Origin of the sequence: Neorhizobium sp. JUb45 (genome assembly GCF_004343585.1) — a bacterium.
In the GTDB taxonomy this organism is placed as follows: domain Bacteria; phylum Pseudomonadota; class Alphaproteobacteria; order Rhizobiales; family Rhizobiaceae; genus Neorhizobium.
On sequence record NZ_SLYW01000001.1, the window covers coordinates 678,240 to 704,601 of the forward strand.

General features: G+C 60.4%; 27 protein-coding genes. 11 read left to right on the forward strand and 16 right to left on the reverse strand.

What is annotated here, in order from left to right; all coding sequences use genetic code 11:
* Positions 1-3: 3 nt before the first annotated feature.
* Complete coding sequence (puuD, locus tag EDF70_RS03275; protein ID WP_132271858.1) at positions 4-1,233, reverse strand: urate hydroxylase PuuD; 1,230 nt, start codon at positions 1,231-1,233, stop codon at positions 4-6.
* A gap of 283 nt (positions 1,234-1,516) precedes the next feature.
* Between puuD and EDF70_RS03280 the strand changes: the two genes are divergently transcribed.
* Positions 1,517-1,849 (forward strand): hypothetical protein, encoded by a 333-nt coding sequence (locus tag EDF70_RS03280; protein ID WP_132271860.1) that lies wholly within the window; start codon positions 1,517-1,519, stop codon positions 1,847-1,849.
* 9 nt (positions 1,850-1,858) lie between these two features.
* Here the strand turns inward: EDF70_RS03280 and EDF70_RS03285 are convergent, their stop codons facing one another.
* A complete protein-coding gene (locus EDF70_RS03285) occupies positions 1,859-2,761 on the reverse strand; it encodes a LysR substrate-binding domain-containing protein (protein ID WP_132271862.1) in 903 nt (300 codons plus the stop codon).
* Positions 2,762-2,933: 172 nt separating this feature from the next.
* On the opposite strand from EDF70_RS03285, the gene EDF70_RS03290 reads away from it, so the two are divergent.
* Complete coding sequence (locus EDF70_RS03290) at positions 2,934-3,164, forward strand: hypothetical protein (protein WP_132271864.1); 231 nt, start codon at positions 2,934-2,936, stop codon at positions 3,162-3,164.
* Here the strand turns inward: EDF70_RS03290 and EDF70_RS03295 are convergent.
* Positions 3,142-4,083 (reverse strand): LysR substrate-binding domain-containing protein, encoded by a 942-nt coding sequence (locus tag EDF70_RS03295; RefSeq protein WP_132271866.1) that lies wholly within the window; start codon positions 4,081-4,083, stop codon positions 3,142-3,144. The two genes, EDF70_RS03290 and EDF70_RS03295, sit on opposite strands and share 23 nt — an antisense overlap.
* A 107-nt stretch (positions 4,084-4,190) precedes the next feature.
* Between EDF70_RS03295 and EDF70_RS03300 the strand changes: the two genes are divergently transcribed.
* Positions 4,191-4,424 (forward strand): hypothetical protein, encoded by a 234-nt coding sequence (locus EDF70_RS03300; protein WP_132271868.1) that lies wholly within the window; start codon positions 4,191-4,193, stop codon positions 4,422-4,424.
* On the opposite strand, the gene xdhC is transcribed toward EDF70_RS03300, so the two are convergent.
* The gene (gene xdhC, locus EDF70_RS03305) at positions 4,398-5,231 is read right to left on the reverse strand and encodes a xanthine dehydrogenase accessory protein XdhC (RefSeq protein ID WP_132271870.1); all 834 of its coding nucleotides are present in this window, start codon (positions 5,229-5,231) and stop codon (positions 4,398-4,400) included. The two genes, EDF70_RS03300 and xdhC, sit on opposite strands and share 27 nt — an antisense overlap.
* A gap of 206 nt (positions 5,232-5,437) precedes the next feature.
* Between xdhC and EDF70_RS03310 the strand changes: the two genes are divergently transcribed.
* From EDF70_RS03310 to EDF70_RS03320, 3 genes are all read left to right on the forward strand, one after another.
* Positions 5,438-6,379: a sensor domain-containing diguanylate cyclase gene (locus EDF70_RS03310; protein ID WP_165931928.1), complete on the forward strand. Its 942-nt coding sequence runs from the start codon at positions 5,438-5,440 to the stop codon at positions 6,377-6,379.
* Positions 6,380-6,479: 100 nt separating this feature from the next.
* Positions 6,480-7,394, forward strand: coding sequence for a DMT family transporter (locus tag EDF70_RS03315; protein WP_132271874.1), 915 nt, complete (start codon positions 6,480-6,482; stop codon positions 7,392-7,394).
* A 14-nt stretch (positions 7,395-7,408) separates the two neighbouring features.
* The gene (locus EDF70_RS03320; RefSeq protein WP_348639705.1) at positions 7,409-7,729 is read left to right on the forward strand and encodes a hypothetical protein; all 321 of its coding nucleotides are present in this window, start codon (positions 7,409-7,411) and stop codon (positions 7,727-7,729) included.
* A gap of 2 nt (positions 7,730-7,731) precedes the next feature.
* Here the strand turns inward: EDF70_RS03320 and xdhB are convergent, their stop codons facing one another.
* The 5 genes from xdhB to EDF70_RS03345 all read right to left on the reverse strand — a co-directional run bounded on the left by xdhB (position 7,732) and on the right by EDF70_RS03345 (position 14,787).
* On the reverse strand, positions 7,732-10,068 hold the full coding sequence (xdhB, locus tag EDF70_RS03325) for a xanthine dehydrogenase molybdopterin binding subunit (RefSeq protein ID WP_132271876.1): 2,337 nt from the start codon (positions 10,066-10,068) through the stop codon (positions 7,732-7,734).
* Between the two features lie 187 nt (positions 10,069-10,255).
* Positions 10,256-11,728, reverse strand: a complete 1,473-nt coding sequence (xdhA, locus tag EDF70_RS03330) for a xanthine dehydrogenase small subunit (protein ID WP_132271878.1) — start codon at positions 11,726-11,728, stop codon at positions 10,256-10,258.
* A gap of 59 nt (positions 11,729-11,787) precedes the next feature.
* Entirely contained in the window at positions 11,788-12,564 is a 777-nt protein-coding gene (locus EDF70_RS03335) for a 3-hydroxybutyrate dehydrogenase (RefSeq protein ID WP_132271879.1), read from the reverse strand.
* 97 nt (positions 12,565-12,661) lie between these two features.
* Positions 12,662-13,507: a glycosyl transferase gene (locus EDF70_RS03340; RefSeq protein ID WP_132271881.1), complete on the reverse strand. Its 846-nt coding sequence runs from the start codon at positions 13,505-13,507 to the stop codon at positions 12,662-12,664.
* Positions 13,508-13,683: 176 nt separating this feature from the next.
* Positions 13,684-14,787 carry a methyl-accepting chemotaxis protein gene (locus tag EDF70_RS03345; protein ID WP_132271883.1) on the reverse strand — a complete coding sequence of 368 codons (1,104 nt, stop codon included), beginning with the start codon at positions 14,785-14,787 and terminating at the stop codon, positions 13,684-13,686.
* Positions 14,788-15,087: 300 nt separating this feature from the next.
* Here EDF70_RS03345 and EDF70_RS03350 point away from each other — a divergent pair, with 300 nt between their 5' ends.
* On the forward strand, positions 15,088-15,315 hold the full coding sequence (locus EDF70_RS03350) for a hypothetical protein (protein WP_132271885.1): 228 nt from the start codon (positions 15,088-15,090) through the stop codon (positions 15,313-15,315).
* A 104-nt stretch (positions 15,316-15,419) separates the two neighbouring features.
* Complete coding sequence (glpK, locus tag EDF70_RS03355) at positions 15,420-16,925, forward strand: glycerol kinase GlpK (RefSeq protein WP_132271887.1); 1,506 nt, start codon at positions 15,420-15,422, stop codon at positions 16,923-16,925.
* 11 nt (positions 16,926-16,936) lie between these two features.
* Here the strand turns inward: glpK and EDF70_RS03360 are convergent, their stop codons facing one another.
* The 3 genes from EDF70_RS03360 to EDF70_RS03370 form a co-directional block, all read right to left on the reverse strand.
* Positions 16,937-17,860 carry a bestrophin family protein gene (locus EDF70_RS03360; protein ID WP_132271889.1) on the reverse strand — a complete coding sequence of 308 codons (924 nt, stop codon included), beginning with the start codon at positions 17,858-17,860 and terminating at the stop codon, positions 16,937-16,939.
* A 159-nt stretch (positions 17,861-18,019) separates the two neighbouring features.
* Positions 18,020-18,571 (reverse strand): SH3 domain-containing protein, encoded by a 552-nt coding sequence (locus EDF70_RS03365; RefSeq protein WP_245519029.1) that lies wholly within the window; start codon positions 18,569-18,571, stop codon positions 18,020-18,022.
* Positions 18,572-18,650: 79 nt separating this feature from the next.
* Complete coding sequence (locus EDF70_RS03370) at positions 18,651-19,145, reverse strand: invasion associated locus B family protein (protein ID WP_132271893.1); 495 nt, start codon at positions 19,143-19,145, stop codon at positions 18,651-18,653.
* 333 nt (positions 19,146-19,478) lie between these two features.
* Between EDF70_RS03370 and EDF70_RS03375 the strand changes: the two genes are divergently transcribed.
* Positions 19,479-20,825 carry a D-alanyl-D-alanine carboxypeptidase family protein gene (locus EDF70_RS03375; RefSeq protein ID WP_348639706.1) on the forward strand — a complete coding sequence of 449 codons (1,347 nt, stop codon included), beginning with the start codon at positions 19,479-19,481 and terminating at the stop codon, positions 20,823-20,825.
* 42 nt (positions 20,826-20,867) lie between these two features.
* On the opposite strand, the gene EDF70_RS03380 is transcribed toward EDF70_RS03375, so the two are convergent.
* From EDF70_RS03380 to EDF70_RS03395, 4 genes are all read right to left on the reverse strand, one after another.
* Positions 20,868-21,299 carry a VOC family protein gene (locus EDF70_RS03380; RefSeq protein WP_132271895.1) on the reverse strand — a complete coding sequence of 144 codons (432 nt, stop codon included), beginning with the start codon at positions 21,297-21,299 and terminating at the stop codon, positions 20,868-20,870.
* Between the two features lie 92 nt (positions 21,300-21,391).
* Positions 21,392-21,850 carry a GFA family protein gene (locus tag EDF70_RS03385; RefSeq protein WP_132271897.1) on the reverse strand — a complete coding sequence of 153 codons (459 nt, stop codon included), beginning with the start codon at positions 21,848-21,850 and terminating at the stop codon, positions 21,392-21,394.
* A 50-nt stretch (positions 21,851-21,900) separates the two neighbouring features.
* Entirely contained in the window at positions 21,901-22,608 is a 708-nt protein-coding gene (locus EDF70_RS03390; protein ID WP_132271899.1) for a glutathione S-transferase N-terminal domain-containing protein, read from the reverse strand.
* Between the two features lie 245 nt (positions 22,609-22,853).
* Entirely contained in the window at positions 22,854-23,291 is a 438-nt protein-coding gene (locus EDF70_RS03395; protein ID WP_132271901.1) for a DUF5330 domain-containing protein, read from the reverse strand.
* A gap of 465 nt (positions 23,292-23,756) precedes the next feature.
* On the opposite strand from EDF70_RS03395, the gene EDF70_RS03400 reads away from it, so the two are divergent.
* Both EDF70_RS03400 and EDF70_RS03405 read left to right on the forward strand, forming a co-directional pair.
* On the forward strand, positions 23,757-25,346 hold the full coding sequence (locus EDF70_RS03400; RefSeq protein WP_132271903.1) for a HAMP domain-containing sensor histidine kinase: 1,590 nt from the start codon (positions 23,757-23,759) through the stop codon (positions 25,344-25,346).
* Entirely contained in the window at positions 25,318-26,349 is a 1,032-nt protein-coding gene (locus tag EDF70_RS03405; RefSeq protein ID WP_132271905.1) for a peptidoglycan-binding domain-containing protein, read from the forward strand. Before EDF70_RS03400 ends, EDF70_RS03405 begins: the two co-directional genes overlap by 29 nt.
* Positions 26,350-26,362 lie beyond the last annotated feature (13 nt).

Sequence of the window (26,362 nt, forward strand, 5' to 3'; positions counted from 1 at the left end):
ACTCTATTTCGCTGCCACGCTGCTTTCATACCATGCAACCAGCAGTTTGCGTTCTTCCGGCGTGAGGTCGGTGACGTTGCCGGGCGGCATGGCGTGGCTTCTTCCCGCCTGGATGTATATCTCGCGGGCATGGGCGGCAACCTCGCCATCGGTTTCCAGCTTCACCGACTTCGGCGTGAACGTGATGCCGTCCCACACAGGTTCGGCCGCATGGCACATCGAACAGCGGCTGGTGACGATATCGCGGGCCGCCGGAAAATGCACATTCGAGGCGAATGTCTGTTGCATCGGGGTCATGCTCGTCTCGGTCTCGCCGGTCAGCACCTTGGGCACGGTCGACAGCCACATGATGGTGATGAAGATCAGCACCGTCACCAGCCATGTCCATGTCGGCTTGCCCTTGCGGGCGTGGGTGGTATTGAACCAGTGCCTTATCGTCACGCCCATCAGGAAGACGAGTGCTGCAATCACCCAGTTGAACTGGGTGGCGAAGGCCAGCGGATAATGGTTGGACAGCATGAAGAAGATGACGGGCAGCGTCAGGTAGTTGTTGTGGAGAGAGCGCTGCTTGGCGATCTTGCCGTATCTGGCATCCGGCGTGCGCCCGGCGATCAGGTCGGCGACGACGATCTTCTGGTTGGGAATGATGATGAAAAACACGTTGGCCGACATGATGGTGGCAGTAAACGCGCCCAGATGCAGAAAGGCGGCGCGGCCGGTAAACACCTGCGTATAACCCCAGGCCATCGCCACGAGTACGATGTAGAGCAGAACCATCAAGCCCCAGGTGTTGTTGCCGAGCGGCGATTTGCAGAGCTGGTCATAGATGATCCAGCCGATCGACAGCGAGGCCAGCGACAGGCAGATCGCCTGCCAGGGCTCCAGTTCCATCACCGTGCGGTCGATCAGGAACAGGTCGGCGCCGCCGTAATAGACGATGCAGAGCATCAGGAAACCCGACAACCAGGTGAAATAGCTCTCGTATTTGAACCAGGTCAGGTGTTCGGGCATCTGCGCCGGCGCCACCAGATATTTCTGGATGTGATAAAATCCGCCGCCATGCACCTGCCATTCCTCGCCATGGGCGCCGACCGGCAGATGCGGCCGTTTCACCAGCCCCAGATCGAGTGCGATGAAATAGAAGGATGAGCCGATCCAGGCGATGGCGGTGATGACATGGAACCAGCGAGCCGCAAAGCTCAGCCATTCCCAGGCGATCGCATATTCGTACATTCGGGTTCCCCGTTTTTTATTCCCCGACTCGATACTGTGAGGAAAAAACACGCCGGAGGGAAGGGGATAAGCAGGGCCGCGACATTGCAACTCAAGCCATTATAGCGATGGAACCACAATCGGGCATCCACGTTTTAGAATTTGCGCACATATAAATTGTGCATCGCAAGATTTGCCAATTAGCCGGCTAAGCCGACTCAGCTAATATTCCACATGCAAGGCAGCCGGTGCGGTTGAGTATTGCAGTTCACCGGAGGTGCATTCATCAACGGAGAATGAGCTTATGCGCAGTATTCTGGCGAGTGTGATGATTGCGTACGCATCCGGTGCGGCGGCCCACGAGGCACATACCGGCTGGAAATACGAAAGCTATTGCTGCAACGGCGATAATCATACCGGCGATTGCCAGATGATCCCGACCAAGAATGTCAGGATCGTCAAGGGCGGCTATGAGGTCATCCTCGGCCCCGGCGACCACCGGCTGATTACCCGCAATCATGATTTCAAGCTGCGGCAGAGCGAGGCACGGCGCTCGAAGGACAGCGAATATCATGTCTGCCTCTATCCCAACGAGGATACGCTGCGCTGTTTCTACGCGCCGGATATGAGTTATTGAGGCGGTACCTCAGTCCTGAAACGTCGGCATCATCTTGCGCATGAATTCGCGAAACGCGCGGATTTTTGGCGCATTACGACGGGATTCCGGATAGGCGAGCCAGTAGTCGGAGCCGTCACTGGCGAGCAGGTCGAATGGCTGGTAGAGGCGGCCGAGCGCCACGTCATCGGCGTAAAATTCGGGTTTGAGGATCGCCACACCATGACCGGCGATGGCTGCTGCTGCCTCGAACGCCTGGATGCCGCCGAAACGGCTGGTCGGCCGCCCTTCCAGATCGATGCCCGGCAGGCCGGCTGCTTCGAACCACAATACCCACCAGGGATCGCTGGCATCGATGATCCTGACTTTCAGAAGATCCGCCGGCTCCCTGATGCCGCCGACGGATTCGGCCAGTTTCGGATTGAGCATTGGCGTGAAATGGCTTTTCATCATGAAATGCGATCGCAGCCCCGGCCATTGCCCGCTCTTGCTGCTGCGGATCGCCACGTCCGCTTCGGTCTTGGAAAAATCGATGGTTTCCTGCGAGGTTTCCATACGCACGGCGATCTGCGGATTTTCCAGCTGGAACGTTCCGATGTGATGGGCAAGCCAGCGGGATGCGAACGTGGCCGTGGTGTGGATGATCAGCGTGCCATCCGACTGGTGGCGCGTGCTGGCAATGGCGTCGCTGATCGTCTCAAAGGCCTCGGAGATTTTTGGCGCCAGCCGCTCCCCCGCATCCGTCAGCGATACCTGCCGCGGCCGGCGCAAAAACAGCGGTTCGCCGATCGTGTCTTCCAGCAGTTTTATCTGATAGCTGACCGCCGTCTGGGTCAGCCCCAGTTCTTCGCCCGCCTTGGTGAAACTCAGCAGCCGGGCGGCGGCTTCGAACACGCGCAATGCATTCATCGGGAATTGGCGCGACAGTTTCATGGATAAGTTCTCTTGATCCGTACAGACGGTAATTCGATTGGATTACCATCACTTTTCGGCGCAACTTACGCTCACCAACATCAAATGCAAGCGGGGTTTCCCGCAGGGCAGCGCGACCGGAAAACAAGGTTTTCCGGGATGACGGCGTGCGCCCGAAATCAGGAGTAAGACGATGTTATCGATCCTTCAGCAGCCCTTTGCCCGGCTCTGGCCGGATGTGGATTTTTCGCGTCTCTTCGGCCGCGTCGCGACGCCCAAGCCGGAAAGCATCGACCTGCAGGCCTTGCCGGAAAACCTGCGCCGCGACCTCGGCGTTCTGGATGGCCGCAGCGCGCGGGGAGAGCGCGATCAGGAGGGTGCTTATGGTGCAATTCGCCTGATCACGTCCCAGCGGCCTCTGTGACGGATTTGCGCGTCTCGGATGACAGGGCCGGAGCACTTGCCAACATGCCGCTGATCCAGGCGTGGAAAGCTCTGACCTTTGGTGCATTGCGTCGCGCCGGCGGATAGGCGAGCCAATAGGTTTTGCCGTCGTCGATGCTGATATCGAAGGGTTGGATCAACTGGCCGGATGCCAGCTCACGCTCGAAGAAAAACGGGGCGAGCATGGCCACACCATGGCCGGCAATCGCAGCGTTCGCCTGCAGGTCAAGTGCGCCAAAAGTGTTGAGGTTGATATGCCGTATCTGCCCCGGATCAAGCCCGATATTCTCGAACCATCCGGTCCAGATATCCTTGGTGTCAGAAATCCACGGCAGTTTCAGCAGGTCGGCCGGTTCATTGATGCCGCCAATGCTTTCTGCCAGCCGGGGATGCAGCATCGGCGTGTAATCGAGCTTCATGAGAGGGTGGCAAACCAAACCCTCCCATGGTTTGTCGGAAATATGGATGGCGACATCGGTTGGAATACGATCGCAATCGATCGCACCCATCGTGCGTGTCAGCCGGACGGAAATGCCGGGATTCTGCAGCTGGAAATCACCGAGGTGTTTTGACAGCCAGTGCGAGGCAAAGGTTGGTGGTGACTGGATTTCCAGCGTTTCGCCGGATGCCTGCAATGCGTCCGCCATAGCGTCGGACAGAAGCGCAAAGGCTTCCGTCACCTTGGGCCGCAGGCGTTTGCCACTTTCCGTCAGTTGCAGATCGCGTGGCTTGCGGATGAACACGGTGTCGCCGACGAAATCCTCCAGAAGCTTGATCTGGTAGGTGACGGCCGTCTGCGTCATGCCAAGCTCTTCCGCCGCGCGGGTAAAATTGCCCAGGCGTGCGACCGCTTCGAAAACCCGGAGCGCATTCAGCGTAAAGCGGCGAGACAATTTCATCGATAAGCTCTCTTGATCGTCGCCGATCGTAATCGAATTGGAATTGCCCGACAATCGGGTGCAACCATCACCGCATGCAACCCTTAAAAAAACGATGTGGAGCGACCATGCTGACCGCAATCGCTGACCTTTTGCCTTCGAAACCGCGTCGCGGTTATGAACTGCCGCGCCGGCTGATCGGCCTCCTTCGCTGTGTTTTGCAGGGAAGAGCAAGGCGGAGTGCGGTTTTGCCCGATGACCTCAGACGGGATGTCGGCGTTGCCGAGACCTTGCCGGCCGACCGGGCGGATGTTTTCTGGCAGACCCGGCAGGGATCACGGATGCGAGACCTGCCGTTCTGATCGCTTCTCCTGCCGCACGGCATAAACGGTCAGCAGTTCGGCCGCCACCAGAGCGGCAATCACTTCCGGGCGCTTGTCCTTCACCACGCTGCCGCCGATCGGCAGCACGAGGCGTTGCAGCAGAGCCCGGTCTTCGCCCTCGCGTTCCAGCCAGTGCGCAAAGGTGGCGCGTTTGGTGGCTGAGCCGATCATGCCGATATAGGCGAGATCATGCCGGGCAAGGGCGATGCGGGCGATCAGGAAATCCAGTGCGTGATCATGGGTGAGGATCAACGCTGCACTGCCTGGCGCCATCTTTTCCACCTCGGCTTCCGGCAGTGCCGTCAGCCGGGTATTGATGCCAGCCGGCAGGGAGCGCAGTTCCTCGGCCCGGCTTTCCACCACGCTTACCGTAAAGGGCAGGGGGGAAAGTGCCTGTATCAGCGCGCGGCCGACATGGCCGGCGCCGAACAGGGTAATGTGCGGCAGGGCGGATTTTTCGGCTTCCAGCCGATGACGCAGGTTCTCCGCAAGCTGCGGCGTCATCATGTCGAACGACAGCCGCGTGCGGCCGCCGCAACACTGGCCGATTTCCGGGCCAAGCGGGATATTCATTTCGGCAAGGCCGCTGCCGGCCAGCAGGTCGCGGGCGTTGTCGATGGCCATATATTCCAGCTGTCCGCCGCCGATCGTGCCCCAGATCGCATCCGTTGCAACCAGCATGAACGTGCCGGCATCGCGGGGTGTCGAGCCTTTTGCCTCCGTCACCTCGATGAGGATGCAGGCATGATGTTCAGCAAGGAAATCGAGGGCCGATGACTGGTGCATGGGGGAGACTGTAGCATCGCGGCAAAACCTTCGCATCATCCGGATTTATGTCTCCGTATCGGTTTTTGACGCGTTATACTGGTGTCGTTGCAAGGTGAACCAGCAGTGCGAGTTAGAAATTTATCAGTATTTTACCGATAGATCTTGCGCATTATCAAATGCTGCGCCGCATTACTGCGTGTCTGCGAAAGTTGCATCCGACTACTATGGCAAAAAGAGAATCGATCGCGTCGCTGATCCCGGCGTCGCAGGACATCTATCGCAAGATCGTCTTCGAGATTGCCGATGGCATTATCGGCATCGATTCGCATGGCACGATCCGCCTGTGCAATCCGGCGGCCGAAGCGATTTTTGGCTGGAAGCCGGGCGAACTGCTGGACAAACCGCTGGAGGTATTGTTGCCGGACCGGCTGCATTCCTTCCACCACAAGCTGGTCTCCGGTTTCGAACATGGCGCGGCGGATGCCCGCTACATGGGCCAGCGTGATGCCAACACCGTGGGGCGGCGGGCCGATGGTTCCGAAATCCATTGCGGCATCACCATCCTGCGCACCGAGGCTGCCGGTGAGCCGATGATGATCGCCGTGGTGCGCGATATCAGCGACCATGTCCGTTACCAGAACGATCTCAAGCGGCTGGCGGAAACCGATAGTCTGAGCGGCCTTCTCAACCGCCGCGCCTTTCGCGAGCAGGTGTCGGGCAGCCTGATCCGCGATGCGGCGAAGACCGTGTCGGTGGCGCTGTTCGATCTCGACGGTTTCAAGAGCGTCAATGACCGTTTTGGCCATGATGCCGGCGACGAGGTGATCGTGCGTTTTTCCGAGGTTCTGCGCAGCACCGTTCGCGCCGACGATATTGTCGGCCGCTGGGGCGGCGAGGAATTTATCCTGTTTCTTCCCGGTTCGGCGGAAATGGCCGCTGTTGTCGTGGAGCGGGTTCGTGCGCGCTTCACGGAAATCGAATTCCACTGGGAAGGCCATGAGCCGGTCAATCTCACGGTCAGCGCCGGTATCGTGACGACGCTTGCCGGCGAGGCGCGGCTCGACGATATGGTCACCTGTGCCGACAATGGGCTTTATGAGGCCAAGCGCGGCGGCCGCGACCGACTGGTGTCGGTGGAGATGGAACGGGTGGCGCTGGCCTCCTGAGCGTCCGACCATTCAGGCGGGGACATGTCGCGAATGGCATGGCGAAGCGGGCGGGCATCGGTTATGCACATTGCCACTTCAACGCGTGATCCTGCCGCCCATGAAACCCCGCGACCTTGCCATCTATCTCTTTCTCGCCCTTGCCTGGGGCCTTTCCTTCCTTGTCGTGGTCAAGGTGGTCGATGCCTTCGGGTTCGTCGCCGCCACTTCCATCCGCGGCTTCATCGCCTGCGGCACGTTGTTTGCGATCGCAAAGCTCACCCACCGCCATCTGGATTTCAGTGACGGCTGGCAGCCGTTTCTGGTGGTCGGCGCAACCACGGTGGCCGGTCAGCTTCTCGGCCTTTCCTACGCGATACCGATGATCGGCACCGCCATGGCGGCCATTCTGGTCGCCTCCATCCCGTTGTTTTCCATGGTCATCAGCCAGGTCTGGGGGCTGGAGCGGATGAAGGCGAGCGGCCTGACGGGGCTGGCACTCGGGGTGGCCGGTATCGTGCTTCTGGTCGGTTTTCCGGCGGTGCCGGTGACGAGCGAATTCGTGTTCGGTTGTGCCGCGGCGCTCGCCGCCTGTTTTTCCGCCGCCTTCGGCAGCAATTACGCCGCCCACAAGCTGAAACATACCGGATCCTGGGAAGTCACCATCGGCTCCTTCCTGTTCGGCGGGCTGATTTCTGCGCCGTTTCTTTTTGCCGTGCCGGTGCCGCGTGTGCCGGAAGCGCTCGATATTCTATATCTGCTGATTTCCGCCTGCGTGATGAGCGCCACCACCTATGTTCTCTATTTCAAGCTGGTCGGTTCGATCGGCGCGACCAAGGCGATCAGCGTCGAGTTCGCGGTGACCGTGGTGGCGGTTTTCGTCGGTGCCATCGTGCTGGACGAGCCGCTGTCATCCATCCAGATCGTCGGCGCTGCGGTGATCATTCTCGGCTGCGCGCTGGTGCTGGGCTTGTTTCCGTGGCAGCGGAGCAAGGTGGCGGCAGTGCCCTTGCCGCATCAGGATGGGGTGCCGTGAATATCTGAGTTTGGTTGTATTTTAAAAGCACGATCAACCGAAATGAATTGACTGCCGTGCATGCTGTGGCAATGAGCAATTTCACACTCGTCACACTGCTGATTTCCGGCGCCGTCTTCATGGCGACAGGTGGGTATACGCTTTTGCCACGTCAGACCTATGATCAGAGCTGCGATATCAAGGGCAATATCTCGATCAACTCCGGAGCCAAGATTTATCACGTTCGCGGCCAGGAAAATTATGCGGATACGATTATTCGCACCGAATACGGCGAGCGCTGGTTCTGTTCTGAAACAGAGGCAAGAGCGGCAGGTTGGCGCAAGGCCGGTCGCTGAGTTTACATCGCCTTCAACCTCTCCACTGCCATCAGCACCCGCTCCGGTGTAGCCGGTGCGTCCAGCTTCGGGCAGACGGCATAATCGGCGATGCTCGCCACCGCCATGGAAATCGCCTCCAGAACCGAGATCGCCAGCATGAAGGGCGGCTCGCCGACGGCCTTGGAGCGGCCGATGGTCGGTTCAGTATTTTCCGCCCATTCCGCAAGCTTCACGTTGAAAATGCGCGGCCGGTCGGAAGCGAGCGGGATCTTGTAGGTGGAGGGCGCATGGGTGCGCAGCCGTCCCTTGTCGTCCCACCATAGTTCCTCCGTCGTCAGCCAGCCCATGCCCTGCACGAAAGCGCCTTCCACCTGGCCGATATCGATGGCCGGGTTCAGTGACTTGCCGACGTCATGCAGGATGTCGGTGCGGTCCACCATGTATTCGCCAGTCAGCGTGTCGATCGACACTTCCGAGACGGCGGCGCCATAGGAGAAATAATAGAAGGGGTGGCCGCGGCCGGCCGCGCGGTCCCAATGGATCTTTGGCGTCTTGTAGAAACCGGCGGCGGAGAGCTGTACGCGGTCGTAATAGGCGGCGCGCACCAGCGTGTCGAAGGGTACCACTTCCGTGCCGATCCGCACCCGGTTGGGCAGGAATTCGACGTCGTCTTTATGCACCTTCCACTGGCGGCAGGCGAAATCGACAAGCCGTTCGCGGATCTGTCTTGCGGCATCGTAAGCTGCCATGCCGTTGAGATCGGAACCGGAAGAGGCGGCGGTGGCGGATGTGTTGGGCACCTTGCCGGTGGTCGTTGCTGTGATCTTTACCCGTTCGATATCGACGTTGAACGCGTCTGCCACCACCTGCGCCACCTTGGTGTAAAGGCCCTGGCCCATTTCGGTGCCGCCGTGGTTGAGGTGGATCGAGCCGTCCTGATAAACATGCACCAGCGCGCCGGCCTGATTATAGGCGGTCATGGTGAAGGAAATCCCGAATTTCACCGGCGTCAGCGCAATACCCTTGCGGATCACCGGGCTCCGTTCGTTGAATTCAACGATCGCTTCGCGGCGGGCGCGGTAATCGCTCGACGCCTCCAGTTCCTCGACGATCCGCAGGATGATGTTGTCCTCGACCTCCTGATGATAGGGCGTGGTGGTGCGGCCCGATCCCGGCTGGCCGTAAAAATTCAGCTTTCGGATATCGAGCGGATCTTTGCCCACGGCATAGGCGATTTCCTCGATGATGCGTTCGCCGCCGAGCAGGCCCTGCGGCCCGCCGAAACCGCGAAAGGCGGTGTTGGACGTGGTGTGCGTCATCAGCGGTTTCGAGGTCAGCCGCACATGCGGATAAAAATAGCTGGAATCGGCATGGAACAGCGCGCGATCGGTGACCGGGCCGGACAGATCCGCCGACCAACCGCAACGCGCCGCATAGGTGGCGTCCACCGCGTGGATGCGGCCATCCTCGTCGAAGGCGACGTCGTAATCGACCTTGAAGTCGTGGCGCTTGCCGGTGACGACCATGTCCTCGTCGCGGTCGGGACGGAATTTCACGGGGCGCTTGAGGGTCTTGGCGGCCAGTGCTGCGAGGCAGGCGAACAGATTGCCCTGCGTTTCCTTGCCGCCGAAACCGCCGCCCATGCGCCGTGTCTTCACCTCCACCGCATGGTTGGCGATGCCGAGCACATGCGCCACCATATGCTGGATCTCGCTCGGATGCTGGGTGGAGGACCAGACCAGCACATCCTCATCCTCGCCGGGCATGGCAAAGGCGATCTGGCTTTCGAGGTAAAAATGCTCCTGTCCGCCGATCTCCATCGAGCCCTGTATGCGCAGCGGCGGTTTGTCGATCTCGGTTTCCGGCTCGCCGCGAAGGAGCGTCATCGGCTGGGTGACCAGCTTGCCGCCGTTTTCGAGTGCGCCTTGAATGTCGCTCCAGTGCGGCAGGTCGCGATATTCGATTTTTGCCAGCTTTGCCGCCCGCCGCGCCTGATCGCGGGTCTCGGCGATGACGGCAAAGATCGGCTGGCCGTGGAACCGCACGTCGGTGGTCGCCAGCAGCGGTTCGTCGTGCTGGCCGGTGGAGGCGATGTCGTTGAAGCCGGGCACGTCTTTTTCGGTCAGGACGGCGATGACGCCGGGTGAAGCTTTTACGGCGTCGAGATCGACCGACAGGAGTTCTGCATGGGCGCGCTCGGATAGGCCAAGCGCACCGTGCAGCGTGCCGGCCGGTTCGGCGATGTCGTCGATGTATTCGGCGGTTCCGGTGACGTGTTTATGGGCTGAGTCATGTTTTAGCGAGGTGTGCATCGGGCCGTTGATGACGGATTTTGGGGCGTTGGTGAGCTTGTCCATCAGAGGGTGCCTCCGATTTCGGAGAAAAAGACCCCTCCCCACCCTCCCCACAAGGGGGAGGGCTTAACCCAGCCGCTCCGTTGTGGCTCAATTGAGGCAGACGTTTGCGGCAAGTCTTCTCCCCCCTTGTGGGGGAGATGGCCGGCAGGCCAGAGGGGGCAGGTGGTCGTCGAATGTCTTGTCATCCTCACACCTCCTCCATCTCGAACCGTTGCAGATGCACCGGCGCACCGGCCGTTTCCAGAAAGAACCGGGTCAGCAGGTTTTTTGCGGTCAGGCTGCGATATTCCGCGCTCGCCCGCCAGTCGGTCAGCGGCTGGTAATCCTCGTCGAAGGCAAGGCTTGCCTCGGCAACTGTTTGCCAGCTCCATGGCTGGCCGAGAAGCGCTGCCTCCACCGCCTGCGCACGTTTTGGCGTTGCCGCCATGCCGCCGAAAGCGATGCGGATGTCTCCGACGCATCCCTCGGCATCGATCATCAGGTAAAACGCGCCGCAGAGCGCCGAAATGTCCTCGTCGCGGCGCTTGGAGATCTTGTAGACGGAAAAGAACGCATCCTCGTGCGGATGCGGCACAAGGATCTCTTCGACGAATTCGCCCGGCCGCCGGTCCTGTTTGCCATAGGCGATGAAAAAATCTTCCAGCGGCAGCCTGCGCGAACCTTCGACAGACCGCAGCGTCACGCTGGCGCCGAGCGCGATCAGCGGCGGCGGCGTGTCGCCGATCGGCGAGCCGTTGGCGATATTGCCGCCGATCGTGCCGGCATTGCGCACCTGCGCGCCACCGATCCGGTCGATCAGGTCGCCGAATGCCGGGATTTCCATCTGCAGGGTTTCGAGTGCCTGCGCATAGGTAACGCCCGCGCCGAAGGTGATGCCGGTATCGTCGCTCTCGATCCGCTGCAATTCGGTGAGGTGATTGATGAAGACGACGGGATCGAGCCGGCGCATCTGTTTCGTCACCCACAGGCCGACATCGGTGGCGCCGGCAACGATGGTTGCTTGCGGCGCGTCGGCCAGAATGCCGGCCAGCGCCTCGACACTGCCCGGAATGATCGACCGCGCGCCGTCCTTTTCGACCGCGATCGTGTCGCTCGAAGATTTCAGCGTCCAGAGTTTTGCCATGATGTCGGCGCGGTCGCGCTCCAGCGGGTCGAACAGGGCGCTCGGGCGGGTGAGCGAAACCTGCTCGGCGGCCTTGATGATCGGTTCGTATCCGGTGCATCGACAGAGATTGCCTTGCAACGCGATCTCGATCTCCGACCGATCCGGCTCCTCGTTCGACAGCCAGAGGCCATAGAGCGACATGACAAAACCGGGCGTGCAGAAGCCACATTGCGAGCCATGACAGTCGACCATCGCCTGCTGCACCGGATGCAGCGTGCCGTCTTTTGCTGCCAGATGTTCGACCGTCACCACATGGGTGGCATGCAGCGATCCAAGAAAGCGGATGCAGGCATTGATGCTTTCATAGACCAGCCTGCCTTCTACCAGTCGTCCGACCAGCACGGTGCAGGCGCCGCAATCGCCCTCGGCGCAGCCTTCCTTGGTGCCGGTCAGCCGACGGCGCAGCCGCAGGTAATCGAGAAGGGTTTCCGTGGCTGAAAAGTCGGCCAGCGTGATCTCTTCAGAATTCAGAATGAAGCGTATTGCAGAATTCATGTCGTTCCCCTTGGGCTTGCACCGTTTTCGGTGTCTGTTTTGGCCCTCGAATCCCGATCCTATTGCGCAGTCCAGCCGCCGTCGATGGAAATATGCGTGCCGGTGATACTGCGGGCGGCATCGCTGGCCAGATAAAGCGCGGTTGCGGCCACTTCCTCGATGCCGACGAATTCCTTGGTGGCCTGCAGACGCAGCAGAACCTCGTCCTTCACCTGTGCTTCGCTGATGCCCTTCTCGCGGGCCTGATCGGGGATCTGCTTTTCGACCAGCGGCGTCAGAACGAAGCCGGGGCAGATGGCGTTGACGGTGATGTTTTCCTGCGCCAGTTCCAGCGCCGCCGTCTTGGTCAGGCCCATGATGCCGTGTTTGGCCGCGACATAGGCCGATTTGAACGGCGAGGCGACAAGGCCGTGGGCAGAGGCAATGTTGATGATGCGGCCTTTGCCGGCCGCTTTCATTAGCGGGATGGTGTGGCGCATCGTATGGAAGGCCGAGGAGAGCAGGATGGCGATCAGCTGGTCCCATTTTTCCGGCGGAAATTCTTCGATCCTCGCCACATGCTGGATGCCGGCATTGTTGACCAGCACATCGATGCCGCCCAATTCTTTCGCGGCGGTGCCGATCAGATCCTCGATCTCGTCAGGCCGGGTCATGTCGGCGGGGTGGTAGATGATGCGTCCGCCGGTGAGGGCGCCGAGATCCTGCAGGGTTGCTTCGATCGTCTCGAAAGGCCCAAACCCGTTGATCACGACATTGGCGCCATCGGCGGCGAATGCGCGGGCTATCCCCAGCCCGATGCCGGAGGTGGAGCCGGTAACGACGACGGTTCTTGGCATGCGGTTTCCTCCCGAGCAGCCATGATGCTGCCCGGCAGGTTACGCGTATTTCAGTTCGTCAGGCAATGCATGAGCGGAGTGGCCATCAGGTACGAGGTCATTCGTACCAATGGTCCTTGATCCAGGGCGTCGGCAAGATGTAGTGCCGCAGATAACGAAACGCGCGCTGGCTGCCGCGAATGCGGCTGTCGAACAGCCCCCGCAGATGCGCTAGCGGCGAGCGTGGCGCATTTTCCCCACCGAAACGACCTTCCGCCGCATGTTCGGGATGCAGACCACGCGGGAAAAGCACGACCCGCGCCTTCGGCGGCAGTTTTGGCGCCAGGATGTAGTTCAGAGGAAATGGCCGGCGGCAATCCTGGCGGAAATGCAGGACGGCGTTGCGCGGGAACAATTTTACCCCACCGGGCGCATTGCGGGTCACGAAGCGCTGCTCGAACCTGTATTTGTCGGCGACGCCCTGCGGGTCCGCGCGCAATATGTCCAGCAGTGGCGCCAGTTTACCTATCGGGAAACGCAGCACCGACGATTGTCCCAGTCGCTCGAACGGGGTCGTCTGGTTGCGTGCCATGACGACGTCGTCGGCATCGCCGACTTCGAAGAACACGTCGAGAGAGCCGACGATGACGATGTCGAGGTCCAGGAAGAGGACAGGCCCGGTCAGGGAGCCGAGTTGCGGATACCAAAGCCGGGATTTGCCCCAGATGCCGAGCGTGCGCTCAGGCAATTTCTCGATGGGCAGCGGCGGCAGGTCTTCGCAGCGGATCTCCGGATTGAGACCGGTCTGGATGTCGCTGAAGCACGTGAATGTGAAGGGCGGTGTGATGTTGCGTTTTACCATCGCGTAAAGGCGATTGATAAATTCAGGCCCGTAAGTCATGCCCCAGTTAATGCAAATTATTTGCTTGGTGCCCGAGGTAGCAGCCAGAACATTGTTGGTCATCTAAAAACGGTCTTTCATCGTCGGTTCCGCGTCCATGCGACGTCGGCACCGCCAAGAGCAGGGAGGCGCGCTGCCGGCCTACTTAATGAGGCGTTGGCACGCACGCAAGGCGTGAGAGATGAATTTAGATGGCGTATTGTTGCGAAGCCACTGGCGCCTCGCGCGTCTGTCGGGCCTCAACGAATGTCGAGCGCTTCGCGGATCGCCTCGTCGTTTTCCGTCTGCTGCACCACGACCCCATGCCAGCCGAGGCCGTCATAGTCCTCGTAACCCAGCGTTTTCGCATAGGCGACGATGGAGCCGCTATTGTCGTAATAGCTGCCGGACGCCTGACCGTGCTGGCCAGCCAGAACGAAGTGCGTGAACATCAGTGCCGGATCGGTGCTGGCGATGACCCGGCTCTCGCCATCGAGCAGCATCACCTTCGTGCGTGAGGCGATCTGCGGCGGCAGGTTGGCTTCCTTCTCGACGATTGCCTGGCCCTGGTTTTTCCAGTCGAAATAGACGCCGAGTGTGCCGAGCAATGCACCATCCACCTTGCCGCCCTCGCGTATGCCGGTCGCATAAACCAGTGCGTTCTGTTCGTCATGCAAGGCGCTCGGCTTGACGGTATCGACGATGTAGTCATCGCCGGATTTGGTGCGGCGGGCGGCTTCGAACCACGGATCGCCCGCGAGTGGCCGGTTGATCACCTTGCGCTGGAAGCGCGGATTGGCCGAGGCAATGACCTTGCCGGAGAGGTCGGTCACGACAAGATCGAGATAGACGGTGTAAAAGCGGTTGATGACGCCAAGACGCTCACTGGCAAAGGCAAGGCTTTGCGGGGTCGGTTCCGCCAACGCCTGCCAGAGTGCCGTATCGGTCGCCCACCAGCGCACATCGGCAGTGCGTTCGAAAAGGTTACGAACGATCAGCTGCACCAGTGTTTGTGCCAGATCGGTCAGCCGCACACCTTCCATTTCGTTCACAAGCGCATCTGCCATCTGGCGACTGAGGCCGATGCGGCTGACGACATTACTTTCGAACTTGGCCGCAATGTCGGATGCTACCTGCGCCAGTCGCTGCACTTCGTTGGCGACGACGGCAAATCCCTTGCCCATTTCGCCGGCGCGAGCCGCTTCGATCAGGGCGTTGATGGCCAGAAGCCGGATTTGCCTGACCACATGGGTATTGTCGGCACTGAACCGCTCCAGATCCGTACCGATCGCTTCCGTCACCAGACGGACCGAACGTGGTGTGGCGGCCTGCTTCTCATGCGCATGGGCTTCAACAGGAATCATCGCGAATATCCGAAAGTGGCTGAAAATGAAACGTGACAGTTTGGCACATTTAAGCATTGCAAGATTGTAGAAGTATTAACGATGCTCCCGAAGTCCAAGTATTTTTCATGCTAATTCATTGGGCATATTGATTATTTTGAGATCAGTTCAGGTCTTTCTGATGGAAGCCGATGATGAGTCATAATCGCGCGAGTTGTGAAAATATTAAGCGCAACAGTTGCGAATGTTAAATTTCGAATGATCATTTTCAGCGGCCATCAAGTTTGCCCGTCTATGGTGCTTTCCATTGGAGGAACGCCCATGAAAGAGGCCGATGACATGAACCATGCAGCCACCGCAGACGATTTTACACGCGATACCGCTTACAATAAAAAGATGTCGATTTTCTCGCTGCTCGTCACGGTCCTGTTCGTGATGTTCCCGCGATTGCCGATGCGCTGGTTACCACCGGTACCGCAGCCGGCGCCGGACGTTGCTCCGCGCCATGATGCCGGTCGCGATGAGCCGCCGCGTATCGCCGCCGAGTAACGCCACCGGATTTGATCTGTGACGCCTGCCGACCGATGGTTGACAGGCGTCATTTGCTTCTGCTCAAACCATGTCCGGTCATTTCGGGCTTGAGGAGGAGCGACATGGCGGCTGCCAAGGGTTATGTTCTGGCGATCGACCAGGGCACGACGTCGACACGGGCGATCGTGTTCGACAAGGACATGAAGATCGCCGGTTTTGCCCAGGAGGAGTTTCCGCAATTCTTTCCGAAATCCGGCTGGGTCGAACACGATCCTGAAGACATCTGGTCAAGCGTGCTGTCGACGATCCGCAGGGCGATCGCCAATGCCAAGATCAAGGCCGGCGAGATCGCCGCCATCGGCATCACCAACCAGCGTGAAACCGTTGTCGTCTGGGACCGGGAAACCGGCAAGCCGATCCACAATGCCATCGTCTGGCAGGATCGCCGCACGGCGCGCGATTGCGAAAAGCTGAAGGCCAAGGGGCTGGAGAAGAAATTCGTCCGCCGCACCGGCCTCATTCTCGATCCCTATTTTTCCGGCACAAAACTGTCCTGGCTGCTGTCCAACGTCAAAGGCGCGCGGGCAAAGGCGGAAAAGGGCGAACTCTGCTTCGGCACCATCGATACGTTTCTGATCTGGCGGCTGACCGGGGCTAAAAGTTTTGTCACCGATGCCACCAATGCGTCGCGCACACTGATCTACAACATCGCCGACAACCGCTGGGACAAGACACTTCTCGATATCCTGAAAATTCCCGCCGTCATGCTGCCGGAGGTGAAGGATTGCGCCGCCGATTTCGGCATCACCGAAGAGGCGCTTCTGGGCGCCGAAATCCCGATCCTCGGTGTGGCCGGCGATCAGCAGGCGGCGGTGATCGGTCAGGCCTGTTTCGAACCGGGCATGGTCAAATCCACCTATGGCACCGGTTGTTTTGCCGTCCTCAACACCGGCACCCAGATGGTACGCTCGAAAAACCGGCTGCTGACGACAATCGCCTATCGCCTCGATGGCAAGACGATCTATGCGCTGGAAGGGTCTATCTTCATCGCCGGCGCCGCCGTGCAATGGCTGCGCGATGGTCTGGGCATCGTCGACAAGGCGTCCCGCACCGGTGAACTCGCGGCCAAGGCCGATCCGCAGCAGGAGGTTTACCTCGTGCCGGCCTTTACCGGTCTTGGTGCGCCGCATTGGGATGCGGATGCACGCGGTGCGATGTATGGCCTGACCCGCAGCACCGGCCCGGCGGAGTTTGCCGCCGCAGCACTCGAAGCCGTCTGCTTTCAGACCCGGGATCTGCTCGATGCCATGCACAAGGACTGGCGCTCCGCATCGGGCGAGGAAACCGTTCTGCGCGTCGATGGCGGCATGGTTGCCTCCGACTGGACGATGCAGCGGCTGGCCGATCTCATCGATGCGCCGGTGGACAGGCCGACCATTCTGGAGACGACCGCACTCGGTGCTGCCTGGCTTGCCGCCAGTCGCGTCGGTCTGTGGCCGGATCGTAAAACCTTTGCCAAGACCTGGGCGCGTGAACGGCGGTTCGAGCCGGAGATGGATGCGAAGACCCGCAAGGCGCGTCTGGCGGGGTGGAAAGATGCCGTCAGGCGCACTTTAAGTCGCGCCTGACGCTTCGGATTTCAGGTGAGAACGTAATCGACCGGCTGCGGCAAAGGCGGCAGGTCGGTTTCGCCCAGGGCCTCGCGCAGATTGTGTTCGATGACGGCGGCAAGCGTCGTGATCGGCAGGTCGTTCGGTCCAAGCCCGAACGGTTCCTCCAGCTCGTCACCCAGAGCGTCGAGGCCGAAGAATGTGTAGGCGATCAGCACCGTCACAAACGGCATGCCCCAGCCCAGCAGGTCTGAAAAACCGAAGGGCAGCAGAAAACAGAAAAGATGCGCCGTGCGGTGCAGCAGCAACGTGTAACCGAAGGGCAGCGGCGTGAAGCGGATACGCTCGCAATTGGCGACCGCGATGCCCATCTGCTGAACGTTTTCATCCAGCATTTTCAGCTGCATATCGGTCAGCATGTCGTCGCGGCGCAGGATGGCCAGTTGCCGTGAAATCTGGTTCAGCACCACTTCCGCCGGCATTTTAGAGGCGATGATGGCGGTGCGGATGTCTTCCGGCAGAACCGGCGTCACGGTCTGCTGCCCATCCGGGCGCAGATAACCGACCAGAACATGCGGCAGCGCGATCGTCAGGTCGATCAGCGAGCGGCGTGCCGTCTCGCCGCGCTCGCCATGCAGTTCCGCCAGCATGACCGACTGCCGGGCGAGCCCTCGGGCCGCATAGATCAGCTGGCCCCAGCATTTGCGCGCCTCCCACCAGCGGTCGTAACAGGCATTGTTGCGAAAGCCGAGAAAGACGGAAATGGCGATGCCGAACAGCGCGAACGGTGCGCCAAGCGAACCGGGCACCAGCCATGGCAGATCACGATGACCGGCGACAACGATGGTTGAGACGGCAAAGACGAACAGCATCTGCGGCAGGATCCGCATGATGATCGAGCCTTTGACAATGAAGAACAGTTTGAAAAGGGAAGGGCGGGGACGGACGATCATCGGAAAGCTCGACAGGCAATGGCATGAGGATGGGTATCCTTGCGAATCGTCAAGGAATGCCTGTCCCTATAGGCTCAATGCCGGCCGAATTTCATCGCCTTGTCGACAGATGGCTGCGGCGTATTGAAGCAAGCGGTCAGTCGCGGCTGTTCGGGCCGACTACTTGATCGTCTCGCCCGGATAAACGCCCCAGAGCGAGGCCTGTTCGACATAGCCCTTGAGATTGTGCCCGATCAATGACACCTCGCACCAGTGGCCATCGCACTCGTTGATTGACATGCGCACCTTGGCTTCCAGATCGGCAAGGATCGTCGCCCGACTGGAGGCTGAGCGATGGAGCGGCACCGTCGTTTCGATCCACGGCCCGATGACTGCCGTGCGGCGGCCGGACAGAAGCGGGGCGTACATCCAGCCGCTTATGCCGTCATAATCGCGCACCTGCCGCCAGTTGCCGAATTCCTCGGTGATCTCCATCGGCAGGCCTTGCGCCTTGTAGACCCAGCGGCTGCCATAGTCGGTCGAGGGGCCGACACGCATGCGCGAATTGGCGAATTTCAGCGACACGTATCGCGGCACCGGAAAACCGGTTTCCCGGCCTTTCTTCCAGCCGGCATTAAATGCGGGAGCCGCCTCCACGGGATCGCTGACGCTTGCGGGAGCAATAAAAGCCGCCGCCAGCGCCACGCCGACCAGAACAGCCGAAAAAGCCACGGCAAGTGTGCCATGGCCTTTCCCGCGTTTTTTTCCGGTCGGGTGTTTGTGTCGCGGCCGCATCGGCGCGTTCGTCACGTCAATTGCAGCGGTTGGCTTCGTTAAGCGCGGCGGTGACGCCGGAGAGCGAATAGGAATATTGCGTGTTGGTGCCGCGCGCCGATGTGGCGTTGAGGCTCATGCTGCTGCCGCCGCGCATGGCGGTGACCATGGCCGGTTCGCGATCCTTGTTGCGCACCCAGGCAGCATTGTCCTTGGGCTGCATGTCAAAACTGTTGCCGTCGATATTGACGGTGACATCGGAGGTCGAGCGCAGATCGTAACCCATGATCGCCTGCGGCATGACGGCGCCGCCGTTCTGTGGCGCGACGATGAAGAAATTGTCGCCGTGATTGACGGAGGCGGGCTGCGAGGAGGTGGGTACGCTGAGTGCGTAACAATGTTTCTGGCCGCCGCTCTCATAGGAATAGACGCCCCATGCGTCGAACTGCTTGACGCGGGCGGGCTGTGCCTGCGCAGCGGCAGCGGCGAGAAGGGTGATGGAAACTGCAGCGGAAATGGACTTGACGAGCATCGGATGTCCCTGACGATTGGTGTTGGCATAAAGGTCTGGACAGACCGGCCGGCGAGGCCCGATCAAAGGCGGGCCGGGTTACTCATTAGTTAAAATCTTATCTTTCTGCTGTTCAAGGAGCCTCACGAAGCCGTGAAGTCGCCGCAATACCGCCGTTTGTTGGCCATAGAGGCATCGCAATAGGCGTGTCGTTAAACACGCAATGCTAAGGCGGGGACAAATGGCAAAGGTGATTGCATCCACCATTGCCGAGAGGATAGTGTCTCCCGCCATGGGCTGGGTCTGGTCGGTTGTGCATATTATGCGCGGCCCGAACGCATCGATGGGACGATAATGCGCATGATTTCCGTGGCCCGCAGCCGCCTTTTCCATATTGTTGCCGGCCTGCTTTTCGTGGCGCTCAGCATGTCCGCCAATGCCGCGCGCGCCGGTTACGCGCATTTCATCGTCGATGCCAATTCCGGTGAAGTGTTTGCGGCGGAAAATGCCGATGTCCTCAATCACCCGGCATCGCTGACCAAGATGATGACGCTCTATCTCGCCTTCGAGGCGATCGGGCAGGGGCGTCTCTCCTGGGACCAGCAGATCATCATGACCCCGAATGCAGCGGAAAAGATCCCTTACAAACTGGGGATCGGGGCCGGCAAGCCACTCACGGTGCGTGAAGCCGTTTATGCCACCGCCATCCGCTCCGCCAACGATTCCGCCCAGGCGATCGGCGATCATCTCGGCGGCAGCGAAGAAAACTTTGCCCGCATGATGACGCTGAAGGCACGGGCGCTCGGCATGCGCAGCACCGTTTTCCGCAATGCCTCGGGCCTGCCCGATGCGGCGCAGGTGACGACAGCGCGCGACATGGCCGTGCTGGCGGCGGCGCTGATCCGTGACTATCCGCAGGAATACCGCATCTTTTCCGAGCGCTCTTTCAATTTTCGCGGCCGCACCATCCGTGGACATAACAACCTGATGTATCGCTACGCCGGCATGGATGGCGTCAAGACGGGTTATGTCGATGCCTCCGGTTTCAACCTCGTCAGCGCGGTCAACGAGAACGGCCGCCGCATCATCGGCGTCGTGATGGGTGGCAAGACCGCCCGTAGCCGCGATGCGCAGATGGAAGCATTGCTTGACCGTGCGCTTGGCCGCGAAACGCTGGTGGCCGGTGCGGATGCCAAGCGTTCTGGCGCCGGTGTCGTCGCGGCTGCTCCGGCAAACGTGCCAAAACCGTTCCGCGATCCTGCGACCACCGAGGTTATGGCGCAGACGAAACTGGCCGGAAAATCGGTCTCAAGCCTGCCGGGTGTTTCGCGCGCGGCGCCTGTGCCGACTCTGGCTCTGGAAGCGAATGCACGCTCGAGCGCGCAGGACGGTATCGCGGCCATCGCACCATCGACGCCGGGGGCGGCCGTTGCCTCTGCCGATCCGAACGGCTGGCGGGTGCAGATTGCCGCTGCCGGCAGCCGCAGCACGGCATCGCGGCTTCTGACCCGTGCGCAGGCCATCCTCGCCGATCATTTTGGCGCCGTTGCGCCTCTGATCAACGAGGCCACCAGCACGTCAGGCGCGGCGATGTTCCGTGCGCAGCTGGTGGGTTTTGGTGATCGCCGGGGCGCAATGGCAGCCTGCAGCGCCCTGCAGCAATATGCGGTGGAATGTTTCGTGCTTCAGGGAGCCGGCTGACGGGGAGGGAGCAGCTCTCAGCTTCACTCCCTCGCATGGCTTTCACTTTTTGACCGGCTCGTTCATGGCCCAGAGCACGCCGAACGGGTCACGCAACTGGCCGTAACGGTCGCCCCAGAACATCACCTGCAATTCGGTGACGACGGCAAAGCCGCCATCGACGGCCCGTTTCCACCAGAAATCGATATCCTGAACCGGCAGCATGACCGTAAACGCCTGCGGTTTTTCCAGCGCATAGCCATAGTCCGGGTAAGGATCGCTCAGCATCAGCGATGAGCCGTTGATATAGACATGCACATGCATGGTGCGGCCTTGTTCATCCGGCGGATGCGCGCCGGCAAGTTCGGCACCGAGCGCCTTGCCATAGACTTCGGCCGCCTTCATGGCGCCGTCCACCTGCAGATAGGCAACGATGCCGCCCTTGACGGGTGCCGGCTGCTGTTCGCCTGTGCCTTGTTCGATTGCGTTTTCCATGTCCTGATCCTCCTTGCCATGGCCTCCCGTTTCGCCGGGATATCTTTAGGACGCAGTGGGAAGCGGTAAGCCGACAGTCGGCACAACATTTTTTAAGGTGCCCACTGCGCAAAATCCTTCGTCAGCGCCTCATAGGCATCCATCGGCGGAAATTCTGCAAAGCTGCGGACGGCACCGGTCTCGGCCCATGGAAATTTCGTCGAGGTATAGGTTTCGATATAAGGTGCGAACCAGGAGGCATCGTCCAGCATGGTCGGGCGAATGTTGACGAACCAGTCCATGCCGACCGGCTTCGTGAAAAGCCAGCTCTTGCAGCGCGGACAATGATAGTGGCGGGTATCGTCGCCATGGGCGCCGCCGATCACCGGCTCGCCCGCCGTGATCTCGAAGCCGCTGGAAGGGATGGCCGCCGAACAGGAAAAGGCGCTGGCGCTCATCTTCTGGCAGCCGCGGCAATGGCAGGCCATGGTAATCATCGGCGGCGCGCTGATCTTCAGGCGCACCTCGCCACAGCGGCAGGACCCTTCGATCGGCAGGTTTGGCATCGGCATGGCTATCTCCCTTGTCTATATCAGGGAGATAGCGCGTTCATTGCCTGAAGTCAGGCGGGGCGTTTGGGAATATCCAGACCGCGCTCGACTGCCGGCCGGGCAAGGCCGCGTTCCAGCCATTTGGGCACGGTCTTCAGTTCGTCATACTGCACAAGTTCACCGGCACCGTAGAAGCCAATCAGGTTGCGCACCCAGCCGAGCATGGAAATGTCGGCGATGGTGTATTCGTCGCCCATGATCCAGTCGCGGCCCTCCAGCCGGGTTTCGAGCACGCGGATCAGGCGGGCGCTTTCCTTGGCGTAACGGTCACGCGGGCGTTTGTCTTCAAAATCCTTGCCGGCGAATTTGTGGAAGAAACCGAGCTGGCCGAACATCGGCCCGAGCCCGCCCATCTGGAACATCACCCACTGGATGGTCTCGTAACGCTTCGCCGGATCGACGGGCAGAAGCTTGCCGGTCTTTTCGGCGAGATAGATCAGGATGGCGCCCGATTCGAACAGGGCGAGCGGCGCGCCGTTCGGGCCATCGGGATCGAGGATTGCCGGGATCTTGCCGTTCGGGTTGAGCCCCAGATATTCCGGTCCCCAGGTTTCATCTGCGCCGATATTGATGAAATGCGGCTCGTAGGGCAGGCCCGTCTCTTCCAGCATGATCGACACTTTCACGCCGTTCGGCGTCGGTGTCGAATAGAGTTGCAGGATGTTCGGATCCTGCGCGGGCCATTTTCGGGTGATTGGAAATGCGGACAGATCGGCCATGGGTTTCCTCATGCGTTATTGGCTTCGCAGACGGCGGGACTCACGCTTTGTCCTGCCGCGTAATGCGCAGAAGATCACTCGTGCATTGCCTGATCAAACATTTTCCATTTGAACGACGCACAAAAAAACGCCGCAAGACAGGGAGCTTGCGGCGTCAACAGGGTTGCAGTCGGTATTTTCGTGTCACGGGCAAGGCAGGCCGTGACGCGGTCATCAGGCCGCGCGGAATCGTGCGGCAAAATTCTTCAGAGTTGCGGTCGTCGCATCGGTACCGGGATGTTGATGACGGTGCCGGTAAAGATCTGGTCGGCCGGCTGCGCTTCGCCGACAGCGGCGACTTTCTGCGGCATCGGCTGCGGTGTAGGGTTCGCGATGATGGCATCGTTTGCAGCGGTCTTGGTGTCGTCGTCGGCAAGGCTCTTGTCGAGCAGCTCGTAAGCGACGCGTGCGCCTTCCTTGGCGCGGTAACCGAGTGCCGTGAAAGTTTCGGCACCCTTGACGCAGACATCCGGCTTTTCGATGCACAGCGAGGATACATAGTCATAGGCGCCGGTTGCGGCGGCAATGGCGCTGCCCATTTCGAACGGCTGCGGGCCGTTTGCCTCGTCGCTATGGGCGCTGAAATAGGACAGGGCAACGAGGCCGAGACCGAAATAAGCGCTACCCTTGATCAAAAACCACATATTATTACCCGTTTCGCCCTGTTGTCGGCTGCCGGTTCTTGCCCGGTTCTGACGCTCACCTTAGGCGCCATCCCCGAATGCCGGCTTATGGCAGAGCCGCGAATTTTCGCAAAATTTGTATCGAATTTTATCTTTTCAAATGCCTGTGCGTATTCGACACACATTCGATGCTTGTTTGCGTCAAACTTTAGCGACCTCTGTTAAGCATATTTATGGCGGGCGAGCCCAAAGTCACGAGTGTTAACAGGCGAATGCGCTGCCCAAATTATTAACGCGAACCGGAAAATTCAGGCAAATCCGTCGCTTACGCCGCGTTAACCATGTTGGGAAAAGTACCCTCAAAAAGCGTCGGAAAGTCATGTTTGGGCCTCGCCGGATAGCGCAGGCAGGCCATTTTTATCCTTTCCTTAAGCCGCCGACGCCTATTGTCGGTGTCATGAAAACCGTGAATTTTTGGGTCCGGGCGTGCGTGTATTGAGTAACATCGGCTTGAGGGTGGTCGCGACAGTCGACCATACCGCGGTTCGCTGGCTACAGCATCTCGGCGAGGGGGATGGAGCCCGTGCGGGCGAGGTTGTCGCATTGCGTTGCCTTGCCTTTGCGGCACTGCCTTCCTTTGTCATCGTGCCGCTTCTGCTCGTCACCGTCATGGCGCCGTCGCTGGCGCTGCCGCTTGGCGTGGCAATCGTCCTGTCCTTCTTTCTGGCGCTGGCAACGGCGGTCATCGCCCTGCCGCGTTCGCGTGCCGACCGTATGGATGCGCCGGTGATGGATATCGACAGGATCATGTTCGATGCCTGCCCCGGTCTTGCGCTTTATGCGGATGCTTCCGGTCGCATCCAGCGCGCCGGTGGGCGCGAACGCAGCCGCATGCCATCAATGCTGATCGAGCCGGTCGGCCTGACGCTCTCCGATATCGTCCATGTATCCGATCGCATCGCTGTCGTTCAGGCATTCGATGCGCTGAGGCTCGGTGCGCAAAGCGCTATCGTCGACGCCCGTATCGAACGCCCGGTCGATCCCGAAACGGGTCGCCAGTTCATGTCGTCGCGACTGGACATGAGCGCTGTGCGCAATGATCTCGGCGACCTCGCTGCCGTCTTCGTGCAGCTGCGTGACATTTCCGAAGAGATGAAGCTGCGCGAGGAAATTCGGCTCGGTGCCGAAGAAGTGCGCTCGGCACATGAAGCCAAGTCGCGTTTCCTGGCCGCCGTCAGCCATGAGCTGCGCACGCCGCTCAACGCCATTCTCGGGTTCTCCGACGTGCTGGCCGGCGAATATTTCGGCAAGCTCGCCAATGATCGCCAGCGCGAATATGTCGGCCTGATCCGCCAGTCGGGTGCGCATTTGCTTTCGGTGGTCAACACCATGCTCGACATGAGCAAGATCGAGGCCGGCCGTTACGAGCTGATGACCGAACCCTTCCTCATCGGCGATGCCGTCGAGGCCTGCCGCGCCATGCTCGACCTGCAGGCGCGTGAAAAGGGCGTGACGCTGACGACCCGCATCCAGCGCGATCTTGGCGAAGTCACAGCCGATCGTCGCGCATTGCAGCAGGTGCTGATCAATCTGGTCAGCAATGCCATCAAGTTCACCGATGCCAATGGTGTCGTCTCCATCGATGCGACCCTTGCCGGCAACGATCTCGTCCTCACCGTCAGCGATACCGGTATCGGCATCGCCGCCGACAAGCTCGGCCAGATCGGCCAGCCTTTCGTGCAGGTGCAGGATCATTATGTCCGCTCGCACGAGGGCACGGGTCTTGGCCTGTCTCTGGTCAAGGGGCTTGTGGCGCTGCATGGCGGCAAGTTCGCGATGGCAAGCCATCCGGGCGTCGGCACCGTTGTGACGATCGTGCTGCCAGCTGATGGCACCGGTGTCGTCGATGCGGAAGCTGCCGCCGATATCGCCTTCGAATTTCCGCCGCGCCTGACTTCGGCTGTGGAAAACCAGCGTCTCCTTGCTCATGACAAGATCAATTCGGTAAAAACCGACCAGACAGATATTCAGGCACAGGACTTTGCGGATGAACGCGCCGAAGCGAAAATCGCCTGATCGCAAGAAGGGCTCGGCCAAGGCCAAAGGCAGGCAGCCGGCTCTCTTCATTCAGGCCATCTATATGGTGGGCAGCTTTGCTGCGCGTTATCCACGCGTGATCGGTGGCGGCGCCTGCTTTGCCATCATTTTCGGCTTCGTTTCCGCCAATGCGCTCTGGTACCAGCCCGGCGGCCATCCGTCACCTTTCCTGCGCACCCGCGACGTCGAGGATCCGAACGGTATTCCGGGCTATCGTCTTGCACGGCCGCAGCCGCCTGCCGATGTCACCACGTTTCGTATCGAGCGTGCCGATGACAGCAAGCTGGTCACGGCAACGCCGACAGCACCTGGCGCAACCGCACAGCCGAACCCGCTCGTTGCCGACATCCAGCGCGAACTGACGCGCCGGGGCCTCTATGATGGTGCAGCCGATGGCGTGATCGGAACGCGCACGGAAGCGGCAATCCTGTTTTTCGAACAGACGGCCGGTCTGCCGCAGAGCGGTGCGCCGACTGCTGAAATCCTCACTGCTTTGCGGGCAGAACCGCAGGCGACGCCGCCGATTGCAGAAACGCAGCCGCAGCACGCGGTGCCGTCTCCGAGCGAACCCGTGGCGCCGCAGCTTGCGAGCCGCCCGGTCCCCAAACCGCGCCCGACGGAAAACCTCAAGGGCGAGGATCCTGTCGCTGCTGCCATTCGCGCCGCCGAGGGCGGCTCCAAAACGCCCGCCGCCATTCCGGCCAAAGTGACGCCCGCTTCCGCACGTCCTGAAAATGCCGCGATCCGCACCGCCGATAACCGCGCGCCGATCACTGGCACAGGTCTTCCGTCGCCGGATATGGTGCAGCAGATCCAGCGCGGTCTTGCCAATATCGCCTATACGGATGTGTCGGTGGATGGTGTGGCGGGCTCGCAGACAAAGGCGGCAATCCGCCATTTCGAGCGCCATTACCGGCTGCCGGAAACCGGTGAGCCGAACGAGATCGTTCTGAAGAAGCTGAAATCCATCGGCGCGCTTTAGGCGCGCCTTTTTG